Source organism: Streptomyces sp. SLBN-8D4, assembly GCF_049739545.1.
Classification (GTDB): domain Bacteria; phylum Actinomycetota; class Actinomycetes; order Streptomycetales; family Streptomycetaceae; genus Streptomyces; species Streptomyces canus_C.
The window spans coordinates 8,456,982-8,469,379 of the sequence record NZ_JBMGQC010000001.1; the positions used below are offsets into that span (position 1 = coordinate 8,456,982).

Below are 12,398 nucleotides of genomic sequence, written 5' to 3' on the forward strand. Positions count from 1 at the left end.
GGTTCCGGGATCCTGCGCCGAGGCGACACAGGGCCTCCTGGCGGGGAACGGGGGCGCCACCCCTTTTCCCCGCCAGAAGGCCCTGCGTGTCGCTGTGCGCTGCTGGGTGGCCTGGCGGCCTCCAGGTCAGCCTAGAGCTTGCTTGTACGTCCAGCTTCCGGAGCCGATGACGGTGGAGGGTGTGCCGACCGTGCTGCGGCCTCCGGGATAGAAGCGGGCCGAACCGTCGGCCATGAGTGCCCAGATGTCCGGAATCTTGTCTCCGTTGACATCCGGTGTGCCACGGAACAGCCGGATGTCGGTGCGGTACCAGCCGGACGCTGCGTACTCACCGTCCTTGCCACCCGCAGAAGCCGCCGCGGAAGCCAGTGAGTTCAGGTCGACGCCTCCGCCACTCGTAGCCGCTTTGCCCGTGCGGAGCAGCAGGCGGCCGCTGGCGTTGGTGCGGTACAGCAGGTCGGCGACGTTGTCCCCGCTGATGTCCTGGACGCTGACGAGGTCGCGGTCGGTCCATGCCGACGAGGCAAGCATGCTGGCCGACTTGTAGGAGCCGCCTTCGTAGCCGGAGAACACCCAGAGCTGGCCATCGGTAGTTACCACGAACAGATCCGGGTTGCCGTCGGCAGTGATGTCACCGGTGGCCACGATCTGGCTGTACGAGGCCGGGTCGGGGGCGGTGGACGGCAGGTAGATCTCCTGGCGCCGGTCGACGTTGACTGCGCCGTAGCCGTCGCCGGGGTAGAGCCAGAGCTTGCCGCCCAGGCGGGCTACGAGGTCCTGGACCCCGTCGCCGTGGTAGCTGTCACCGAGGTGGGTGATCAGGGCGTCCTTCCAGTAGCCCGTCGGCAGGGGCGAGTATTTCGGCTCGTCCGGATCGTTCGGGTCCCGGTCAGGGTTGTTGCGGTACGCGCCGGGCATGGAGATGTGCAGGTCACCGGTGCCCTTGGTGAGGTCAGTGGTCGCCTCGGACGGGTAGAGCCGAAGATCGCTGTTGCCGTCGATGACGAACACGTCGGGCAGCTTGTCGCCGGTCGCGTCTCCGGGTGCGTCAGCGGTGTCGCGGGGCGTGACATAGAAGAAGTATTTGCTGGGCTGAGACACGTTCCCCGCGCTGTCCACGGCGCGGACATACAGCAGGTTCGGTCCGGCCTCCGGCGGTTTGACGCCGCTGACGGTCACGGTGGTGGAGTCGGTGAGTTTGCGCGTGACCGGCGGCAGGTCGTAGGAACCGTTGAAGCCGTACTCGAAACGCACTGCGTCGCTGGAGCTCTTGAAGCTGAAGCCGCCGGCGGTGCCGAACTTCTTGCCGCTCCAGGCGCTGTCGCCGTTGTCGTCGGTGTCGCCGTCGTGGTTGGCGTCGGCGTCCGGGAAGTCGGTAGAGGTGACCTTGGGCGATTGGGGCGGTGTGCCGTCGAAGGTGAAGCGGCACGGTACGTCGCCCTTGGGTGCGTTCGTCGAGGAGGAGCCTCTCTTGTCGATCGAGCGAGCCTGCCAGGAATAGGTCTTGCCGTTCACGAACTTCGAAGCGGGGATCTCGTCCGTGTGGACTCGAGCTTTGGACCCTCCGTCGCCGCCGACGGAGATGTCGGGGTGGGTGATGGGATGGTCTCCGTCACCTGTGGGCCATAGGTCGAAGTGGATCTTCGACAGGTTGCCGTCAGGGTCGCTGGCGCTGGCATAGAGGGTGATGGCCGTCTTGCCGACGGTGACGTATTTGCCGTCCTTGTCCGCGGTCGTGTCGCAGTACAAGTCGGGATCCATGTCGAGGTTGGTGGGCTCCTTGGGTGGCCGGTTGTAGTCGAGATCCACGTACGGGTCGTCGCCGCCGTCGGCCTGGAACTTCTTCCACGCGAACTGGTCGTTTTCGTTGTGTGCGCGAAGGCCCAGGGTGAGGGTGTCCCAGCCGCCGTCGACGGCCTGGACAGCGGCGTCCTTGACATCGAAGTCCACGTAGTCGTCGGGGCAGCGTGACGAACGGTAGCCGTGCGCGACGTCCTTGGAATCCAGCTCCTCGTACCACTTCGGCTGATTCGACCACGAGGTGTCGCCGTCTATGGCACCGGTCCGATACACCTCGACGACGCGCCCGTCGCAGGACCACGAGTAGGTCTCGCGCGCGTGCAGGGTGGCGCTGTACACCTTGGCGCCCTTCAGCTTGGGATCCCAGTCGATGGTGAAGAAGGAGCGGGAGGTTCCCCAGGTGTCGGATTCGAAGCCGACACGGGCTTCGTGCGTACCGGAGTTGAAACCCTTGCCGTTGTAGAACTTGGCCTTCGGCCAGAGGCTGTAGGCGGTGGTCCAGTCGTTGGTGTGCTTCTCGAACGGCGGATCTATGAAGACCGGGTAGACGGTGTCGTCGTCGGTGAGCATTTTCTGGCTCGGCGTCAGAGTCCAGGTGTGGCCGCCCAGGGCGGCACCGACGAGGGTTCCGTGGGAATCGGGTTGGGGGCCGCTGAGACCGGGCAGGTCGAGCGTCGCGGCGGTGCCGGTGTGGGCCGGGGTCGAAGTCGGCTCGGCGAGCGGGGTCGGCGTGCCGGTGTCGGGGCTGTCGGGGGCGGAGGGGGCTGGAGCTTCGTCGGTCGCGGCTGGCCGTGTTTCGGGATAGGGGTCCGAGCGCTCGCCATCCGCCGGCGCCGGGGTTTCCGGTGCCGTGGTCGACGGAGAAGACGAGGATTCCTCCTCTGGAGTCTCCTCGGTTGTGGAATCGCCGTCCGCTGGGTCGTCCTCGCTCGCGCTGGGCGTCGGCCCGCTGTCGGTGGTGCCGTGTGTGGTCGCAGGGTGTCCCGCGGAGTCCCACATCAGGGGAGTGGGGGACAGTGCGACGTCCTTGCCGGTCTCGTCTCGCGCGTGGAGGATGCGGCTTTGGGGATCGAGAGCGAAGGACAGGTCGGGCGAGGAGAGCCCGTACGCCAGTTGGGCCAGACGCGGATTGTCAGCAGCGGCACGGTTCTTCACCACCAGCAGCTGGGCGAAGCCGCCGTCGTCCGCCACCAGGACCAGGTCCACGCCGGGAACGATCTCCGGATAGAGAGCCCGGGAACCGTCGATTACTGGCTCGGGGATCTCGCCGGGCCAGGTCAGGACCACGTCGTGTCCACCCGTCGAGAGGGTGACGAGAGGGTTGCCCGTCGTCGCTTCGTCCTCGGTGGTGGTGCCCGAGGTCAGCTGTGTACGGGACGTCTGTGAACGGGATGTCCGGCCGGAGTGGGTGCTGTGAGTGCCGGCGGAAAAGATCACCTGGGTGTTGGTCGCCTTTGGTGACCAGCCGCCCTTTGTGCGGGCAAGGGTGGGGTCGATCGGCTTCCAGCTGCCGTCCACCTTCGCCCGGATCGGGCTGGCGTGGATGCGGCGGTGAAGGGAACCATCGGGCTCGGCCCAGGTGGTCGAGTAAGCGGTGCGCAGCGCCGTGGCCTCGACCCGCTTATCGGCCCTGGCGGCACTGGCGACGGCATCGGCCTCGCTCATCAGAGAGGGCTGCTGGGCGGCGTGCTCCCCAAGCGGTGCCGGAGCACGATCCCGGTCGGAACCGTCAAGGCCCGCATACGTGAGACCGCCCACGAGGACGGCGGCCACGGTGGTGACGGCGACTGTAAGGCGCTGTGGTCGGCGGCGCCATGTGATGGACATGTGCAGGAGTCCCCCCTCCGCCCCTGGACCAGCACCTGTCGGCACGGCTCGGCGCGCGGATATCGGGAGCAGATCATGGCTCAGGACCCGGATTACGTCATCACCTTGGTATCGGGGTGGAGCGCGGCGAAGGAGTGGTGCCCTGCGTGTCCACACGTGACCTCAGTCAGAGACAACAGCCAGGGCGCTGCCCTTGCCGGGATCAGGATTCCGGGCATTACCTCCGCAACTACGCGTAAAGGCGGCAGAGATGCGACGTGTGTTGCGAGAACGAACAATGACGCACCATCAAGCTATAAACGTCCTATGCGGCCATCATTTGTGATGACTCATCAGCGGATAAGACTCATCGCCATATCTTCCGTTTAATTGAGCATGTGACGATCATCACTTGAACTTTGTTGATCTGTTCATCGTTCACGCGCCTCACACAGAATCATCGCGACCTGATCAAAGTGTGTGGGGGGACTCGCGATGAACCGGCGGACGCCATGGCGTGGCATGGTCGTGTCAGTTTTGGGTGCGTCCCTGTTGGTGACGCTGCTGCCGACACAAGCGTTGGCGGTTCCGCCGGACCCCGATCGCAGCGGGGTTGAGTTGGAGGATCTGCAGCAAGACGCGCTGACCTCCGGCACCGCACAGCCGGTCTCCCGTACTGGAATGGCCTTCCGGGCGCCGGTGCATTCCCAATCGCCTCCGGAGGAGACCGTCGTGGTCCCTGTCGGTGACACGGGTTCGGTCGTCTTCAGCACGTCGGCGACGACTGGCTCGGCCACGACGGCCTCCACTAGCGCGACGCCTGTGTCAGTGGCCCATGCGCTTTCCGCAGCCACCGGTACTCAAGCGGGGACGCTGCCGGTCAAGCTCGCCCAGGCCGCCGAATCACCGGCACCGACCGGGACTTGGCAGGTGAAGCTGTACGACCGGTCCGACGCCCTGGCAAGTGGACTCGACGGTGCCCTGATGACGGTCACTGCCCCGGCCACCGGTTCCGTGCCCATCGACGTCCAGCTGGACTACTCCCAGTTCCAGAACCTCTACGGCGCCGACTGGGCGTCCCGGCTGAAGTTCGTCCAGTTCCCCGAGTGCTATCTGAGCACCCCCGACGCCGAGGGGTGCGACGCGTACCAGGAGCTGGAAACCGTCAACGACTCGGCTGCCAAGACGGTTTCGGCGACAGTGGACACCGCCGCCGACGGCACTGTAAGCCAGGCCTCGACGAGCGGTGAGTCCACAGGCGGCTCGTCAGGGGCCGTCCAGGCCTCGTACGCGCAGCCCATCGCGGCCACCGGCGACAAGGCCGTCGTAGCGGCCGTCGACTCCGGGGCGGGAGCCAGTGGCACCTTCAAGGCGACGCCGCTCGCCGCTTCGGGTAAATGGGAGGCGGGCGGTTCGTCGGGAGCGTTCTCCTACTCGTATCCGGTGCAGGTTCCGCCCGCACCGGCCGGCCCGACGCCTCAGGTCTCGTTCGGGTACAACTCCCAGGCAGTGGACGGAAAGACCGCCGTTTCCTCGCCGCAAGCCTCATGGATCGGTGAAGGCTGGAGCTACGACCCAGGACACATCGAGCGCCGCTACCGGTCCTGCCAGGACGACACCAAGGACGTTGGCGGCAAGACACCGAACAACACAGCCAAGAAGGACAAGACCTCGGACCTGTGCTGGGCGTCGTACAACGCAGTGATGTCCCTCAACGGTCGTACCACCGAACTCGTCCGGGTCGGAACCACCAACACCTACCGGCCTCAGAGCGACGACGGAACTCGGGTCGAACTGCATGCCGCCGGTGACAACGAGGATGACAGCCACTCGTACTGGACCGTCACCACCTCCGACGGCGCCAAGTACTACTACGGCCTGAACCAGGTGGGCGGCTCGCACGCGGACACTCACTCCGTATTCACCGCCCCCGTCTACGGCAACCACCCCGACGAGCCGTGCCACAAGGACACGTTCGCGGCCTCTCGCTGTACACAGGCCTGGCAGTGGGGTCTGGACAAGGTCGTGGACACCAGCGGCAACACGATGATCGTCAACTGGCAGCAGGAGACCAACTACTACGCCGCGAACAAGAAGTTCAAAAGCCCGGTGAAGTACGTCCGCGGCGGCTACCCGACCAGCATCGAGTACGGTTTGCGGCCCAACAGTCTGACCAGCCCGGCTGCGCGGGTCGTCTTCGACGTCAAGGAGCGCTGCCTCGCCAGCGACACGGCGTGCGATCCCGCCAACTTTGACAAGACCAAGGACCCGGCCGCCTACCGCCCATGGTGGGACAGCCCGGGCAACCTCAACTGCAAGTCCGACTCGAAGATGTGCCCCGCCTTCCCGTCCTTCTGGACCCGCATGCGCCTGGACGCCGTCAGCACCGAGGCCGCACGCCCCGGAGTGAGCGGCCTCGCCACCGTCGACAGATACGATCTCGACCAGTCCTTCCCGCGCGACTGGTACAACACGTCTCCGAGCCTGTGGCTGAACTCCATCACGCACTACGCCTATGGACCCGGCGACACCAAGGGCTCCAAGCTGCCCCCGGTGACCTTCTCCGCATACTTGGTCGACGCGGACGACCCGCTCGGCGACTACCTGACCGACAAGTACCTGCCCAACCTCGTTCCCCGCTACAGCGGCGATGCACGCCCCGGCTTCACCCGGCCGCGCATCGGCACGATCACCACCGAGGCGGGCGAGGACATCGAGGTGACCTACACCGGCGGATGCAAGACCGAGCCGTCGGTCGCTCCCGAGAACAACCACGGCACCTGCTTCCCCGTCCGCTGGTCCCCGGACGGAGATGAGAAGAAGCCCGCCCTCGCCTGGTTCAACAAGTACGTCGTCTCCTCCGTCCACCGGCACGACAAGGTCTCCTCCAACGGCAAGGACATCACCACGTCCTACGGCTATGACAACGCAGGCTGGGGCAAGGACGACGACGAGTTCAGCAAGCCGGACCTGCGCACCTACAACGTGTGGCGCGGCTACCAGGAGGTCACCACCCTCAAGGGCGATGCCACCTCAGGCCCAGACGTACCCCAGACGCAGTCCAAGTCCGTAACACGCTACTTCCGTGGCGGGGGCGGCACGCTGAAGGACTCCAACAAAACAATCGAACTCGGCGAGGACCGCCCGGAGTTCACGGGTCTGGCCGCCGAGACACTCACGTACGACAGCAGCGCCGACAATGCCAAGCCGGTCAAGCGCACCCTCACCTTCCCCGACTCTCAGCAGACTGCTTCACGCGCCCGTGACGGTGGGCTTGGCCCCCTCCTCGCCTTCCGTGTCTGGACGAAGCGCAGCGACGCGGTGCAGACGGTCGGCTCCAGCTGGCGATCCGTACGCACCGAGACCATCAGCAGGGACCCGGATCACGGCCTGCCACTCGCCGTCGAAACCTCCGTCGTCCAGCCCGACAGCAGCGGGACCGAGAAACACAGCAACTACACCTGCGCCAAGACTGACTATGCGAACAACGACGACGCCAACATCATCGGCCTGCCCAAACAAGTCCGCACTACCGCCACCTCCTGCGCCGGTGCGGCAACGGCCACCACGGACCAGTTGATCTCCGCTGTACGGGACGCTTATGACAACAAGGCCTGGGGCGATCCCCCGACTGCTGGGCTTGTCACCACCGAGCAGACCAACGCGGCCGACGGTGTCGGCTGGATCCGCAGTGCGCTGAACACCTACGACCCGCTCGGCCGTATTCGCACCGTCACCAACGCCAAGAACGAACTGGTCTCCCGGACCGAGTACACGCCAGGAGACACGGGCGGTCCCGTCACGTCGATGAAGGTCTTCGACGGCCTCGGGCACAAGGTCACGACCGACCTTGACCCGGGCCGGGGCCTGGTGCTGACACGCACCGACACCAACGGCCACGTCACCAGCAGCGAGTTCGATGCCTTCGGCCGCCTGGTGAAGGGCTGGATGCCGTCCCATTCCTCCGGAAACCAGGACCCGGACGTCCAGATCTCCTACCAGATCACCTCCGGCAGCAGGCCCACCGCTGTGACCGTGCAGACCTTGCGTGACGACGGAGGCTACGACAAGGAAATCACCCTCTACGACGGCATGTTGCGGCCCATTCAGACCCAGAGCCCGGCCCACGGTCCAGGCCGAGTCATCACGGACACCAAGTACAACGATCACGGCCTGGTATCCCAGACCAACAACCCCTACCTGGCTCAGGGCGAACCGCAGGCGGAACAGTTCAAGCCGAAGAGTGACACGCTCGTCCCGAGCGGGAGCGCCATGACCTATGACGGTCTGGAACGTCCTGTCAAGGCCACCACGGTCCAGAGCGGCACGGCTGTCTACGCCAGCTCCAGTGTGTACGGCGACGATTACGTCATCGCCAAGCCCGCCGGAGGCGCCACACCCGCGACCAAGACCTGGATGGATGCCTTCGGTCGCGTCATTCGCGTCCAGCACTACACCAAGTCCGACCTGAGCCAGTGGCGGGACACCGTCTACGAGTACGACCCCCGCGGCAACCGTAAGAAGGTCACCGACGAGGCGGGCAACATCTGGAGTTACGTCTACGACGCCCGTGGTCGGCTCACTGACTCCTACGACCCCGACACCGGGCATTCATCCTTCCGCTTCGACGACCTCGACCGCCGGACGGAAGCCGTCGACGCGCGTGAAAGGTCCGTCTACACGGAATACGACGCGATCGGCCGGGTCAAGGCCACACGTGAAGGCAGCGAGTCCGCGACACCGACCCGTGAATGGGAGTACGACACCCTGCCCGGTGCGAACGGCATGCTGGCCGCGACCACCCGACATGACCCCAGTGGCGACTACGTCAACCGCATCACCGGCTACGACGCCGACTACCGCGTCACGAGCCGCCAAGTCGTCATCCCCAACACTTCCCCGCTCACCAAGGGCGTCGCCGGCACCTACGAATACGCCTACACCTACACGCCCACAGGTAAGCCACGCAGCACCACTCTCCCCGCCACTCCCGGCGGCCTCGCGCGGGAAGAAGTGATCACGCGCTACGACGGCGATGGCTTGGCTGAATCGACTTCGGGTCTCGCCTGGTACACCGCGGATGTCAGCTACTCGCCCTACGGCGAAGCCCTACGGACAGCCACCGGTCCACAGCCCTACCGGGTATGGACCACCAACTTCATCGACGACCGCACCGGTCGTCTACAGCGTACGGTCACAGACCGGGAGTCCGCGGGCCCGCACCGGCTGGCAGACACCCGCTACTCGTACGACACGGTCGGCAATGTGACGTCCGAAGCATCCCAGAACGCTACTTCCGCAACCGTCTCCACCTGGGACACCCAGTGCTTCACCTACGACGCGATGGGCGAACTGGTCCATGCCTGGACCTCGAACATCACACCTGGCACCGGGGGTACGGGCTGCAAGTCGGCGAACGGAACCACCTGGGGCTACAGAAGCGACGGCCAACGCTCGGCTGGCCCTGTCGCCAACGCCCCGGATAGCCAGACGGACGCCACGGCACCCGACGACGCCCTGAAGGCGTCACTCGCCAACGCTGCCCCGGACGCCACCGCTGTGGCCACCGGGACGAGCACCAGTTACTGGGACGCATACACCTTCGACGCCATCGGCAACCGGCTCAGCCAGACCCAGCACGCCACCGCAAGCGGCCTCGACACGACCCAGGACGTCACGCGCACATATGGATACGGCAAGCTCGTCACCGGAAATGGTACGAGTCAGTCGACACTCATCCAGCCACACACCCTCACCGCTCTTACTAGCGCAAAGGGCAGCACCGCCACCGGCACTCAGTCGTACATTTTCGATGCGGCCGGCAACACTATTACCCGTCCTGGCGCCACCCAGGACCAGTCCCTGACCTGGACAGCCGAAGAGAAGCTGGACACCGCCACTGCCGAGGGCACCTCGACGCAGTACGTCTACGACGCCGGCGGCAACCGCATACTCCAGCACTCCTCCACGGGCACCACGCTCTACCTCGGTGAAACCGAGGTCATGACCGACGGCTCCGGTACCCCCGTCAACGCCGTCCGCATCTATGGCCAGGCCAGCGCCCCGACCGTCGTCCGAACGACCAACGGTTCGAACACCGGTCACAAATTGAGCTGCCTGTTGACCGACCAGCTCGGCACCGCCAGCATCGCCGTCGACCTCGGCAAGGACCAGACGGTCACCCGCCGCGCCTTCAAGCCCTACGGCGAGACGCGTGGCACCAAGCCGAGCAACTGGCCAAATCAGCACACATACCTCGGCGTCGGCATCGACGACACCAATACCGGTCTCACCCATCTCGGCGCTCGCGAATACGACCAGAACACCGGCCGCTTCGTCTCCGCCGACCCGATCTTCAATCTCGCCGACCCGCTTCAGATGAACGGGTACGCCTACGCCAACAACAACCCCATCACACGGAGCGACCCCACTGGTCTCGAAAGCTGCGGACCCGACCATCCCAGCTGCAGCCGGGACAACATCAAATCCATCAACGAGGGCGGCGCCAGCGAAACCAATGTTGGGGGCGGCACCGAAGAGGGATCGAACGACGCCTCGAGCACTGTCGTACGTAACCACGGAGAGTCGAACCTTGAGAACTGTGCGGGAGTGCAGGCAAGCCCGCATGACGCCGCGGTTTGCATGACCGGCGCTCTGGCGCTCGCTTGGGCTAAAGAGCACCATATCGATGCATATGTGACCGTGGACATCGGAACAGGTGGACACACGGCCAACGAGATCCCTGGTGCCAAGGCGGACGGCTCGGGCAGCGATGGACGAGCCGACGTCATGCTCTGGACGAAAGACAGGGTGTACATATGGGAGGTCAAGCCGAACGCTTCCCTGAATCCAGATAAAAGCGATAAAAATGCGGTCGACAAGAGTAAGCGTGCCTTCGTTGGAGGGCCGAAACAACTCGCAAGGTACGTGCAAAAGCTCCAGGACCTTCTCGATGATGCGGGTGACCAAAGGAGAGTGGAGGTAGGACCCGGTCTCGCTCCCGCAAAATTCACCTATGGGGCGAGAGGGCGGACGGGGACCGTGTGGTCTCGAGATGGGTTCTCTGGAATGCGATATTACGGAACAGACCCTGACGACGATAAGAAGGGTGCGACGCCAAGCCCTAGCCCCGGCCCGGGTACTACAGCAGCGCCAAGATCGACGGCGGAGCCCTCGCCGCAGCCCACACCTTCGGCCACGGGCTTCTATAGTACGGCTCCGCCATCGGAGCGCTCGTGGACGGGCAGCGAAGCGGGAATGGTGGGCAGTGGGCTCGCTGGAACGCTCACGATCTTCATGACGCCGTATGAAGTTGTAGTCACGGTTGGGGGAGCCAGCCTCTTCACGCTGGCTGCCTGAACGTATGCTCTTCTCCGCCGGAGGCAGAGAAGGAAAGCGTTGGAGTGAGGCTAGGGCATGTATCTGTTCATAAGCGCATCTCTGGACACGTTGACTGCGGGCGGAATCGGGAGTTCCGTCGCAGGGTGGTACAGGGCTGCTCTTGCCGGGCCACTGTCAGGCCTGCGGCAGGTAGAGGAGCAGGGCGGCCAAGTGTCTTCTATCGCGTGTACGCAAAGGGATGAAACGAGCCGCGAGTTGGATTATTCGCCGGTTTCGCGGAAGTGGTCATTCATGGAGCGGGAGCTTTCAAGCGCTCCCGAATCAGGGGACTTGCTCTTCTTTAGAGGGGGCGGAGACGGGCCGGCAGCGCACGTCAAGAACTCCAGTATTACAGTTCGCCATCCTAAAATGTCTCTCTCGGTATTGCTCGAAATTGGTGATGACGAGATGGCGGACCCGGGCTACTGCTCAGGTATTGCAGATTTCCTTGTCGCAAGCCTGAATGATGTGAATCCTGCATTCGCTCGTGTTGATGTGACAGGTCCGTGGGGAGATGACACAAATCTTGACGTGGTTCTGGAGCGGCGGCCACGTTATTCCGTTGATGAAGCAAGGCAATTTCTGCGCGGCTATTCATGGATCACGGTATGCCCGGACGAGCTGTGCAGAAGGCTTGGCGGGGTATCCGCACTTGCCGCCAGCGGCGCTTTCTGCAGGGTGATTCCACTGGCGGCCGGCGGTGCGGTACTCCAGTCTACCGAGACGCTAATGGATTTTTCCGACGATGCCATGCGTGATGTATTTCGCGTTCTGGCGCCGGTGCTTCCTGCTGGCATGCCTCGTTTTGATCCCGCCCATCCAGAAGTGCGCTACGTCCCGGAGGATGCCAGCGCCATGTGAGTGGGAAAATCAGCTGCCTCTGTGCTGCTGGGTTCTGAGCGCTCAAGGCAATGCAGACCGGAAAGGTTTCCGAGGTGAACATGGCTCAGAGCCAGCCGATGCGATGACCGCGTAGAGGGCCTGCCGCAGCGGCGTCGCTGCTGCGGCAGGCTGAGGAAGAAGCTGGCGGCCCGTAGGTTGGGGATGCTCAGCTCGGGTTGCCTGGAGCGCAACGACCTCTCCAGGCAACCGACTTCAGGCTTTAGAAGAAGCCCAGCTTCTTCGGCGAGTACGACACCAGGAGGTTCTTCGTCTGCTGGCGGTACACGGTCACATGTACTTCTGACCTGCGGAAATGAATGAAATCGCTTGGTGAGGAGCGGAATTGGCCCGCGCCTGGTCCGGATCTTGCGAGGCGGATCGGGATGTCGAGCATCAATGGCGGGAGCATCCCGGTGGTACGACTTGGCGCAGGTTGTAGATCGCGTCTTGTGCGGTCCAGGTGGCCCACGGCAAGGAGACATGCGCAGGGCAGGTCCCTGTATTTCCGGCGCGTTGCCCCTGTTTGTGAG

At 64.5% G+C, this 12,398-nt stretch carries 3 protein-coding genes; 2 read left to right on the forward strand and 1 reads right to left on the reverse strand.

The window, feature by feature from the left end:
* Positions 1–126 precede the first annotated feature (126 nt).
* Complete coding sequence (locus RKD20_RS38375; protein ID WP_424881710.1) at positions 127–3,465, reverse strand: DNRLRE domain-containing protein; 3,339 nt, start codon at positions 3,463–3,465, stop codon at positions 127–129.
* A 696-nt stretch (positions 3,466–4,161) separates the two neighbouring features.
* Here RKD20_RS38375 and RKD20_RS38380 point away from each other — a divergent pair.
* Complete coding sequence (locus RKD20_RS38380; RefSeq protein WP_424883418.1) at positions 4,162–10,965, forward strand: RHS repeat domain-containing protein; 6,804 nt, start codon at positions 4,162–4,164, stop codon at positions 10,963–10,965.
* A 192-nt stretch (positions 10,966–11,157) separates the two neighbouring features.
* The gene (locus RKD20_RS38385) at positions 11,158–11,847 is read left to right on the forward strand and encodes a hypothetical protein (RefSeq protein ID WP_424881711.1); all 690 of its coding nucleotides are present in this window, start codon (positions 11,158–11,160) and stop codon (positions 11,845–11,847) included.
* Positions 11,848–12,398 lie beyond the last annotated feature (551 nt).

Coding starts and splice junctions, on each gene's coding strand:
- RKD20_RS38375 (WP_424881710.1), bottom strand. CDS start 3,465: ATGAGCGAGGCCGATGCCGTCGCCAGTGCCGCCAGGGCCGATAAGCGG.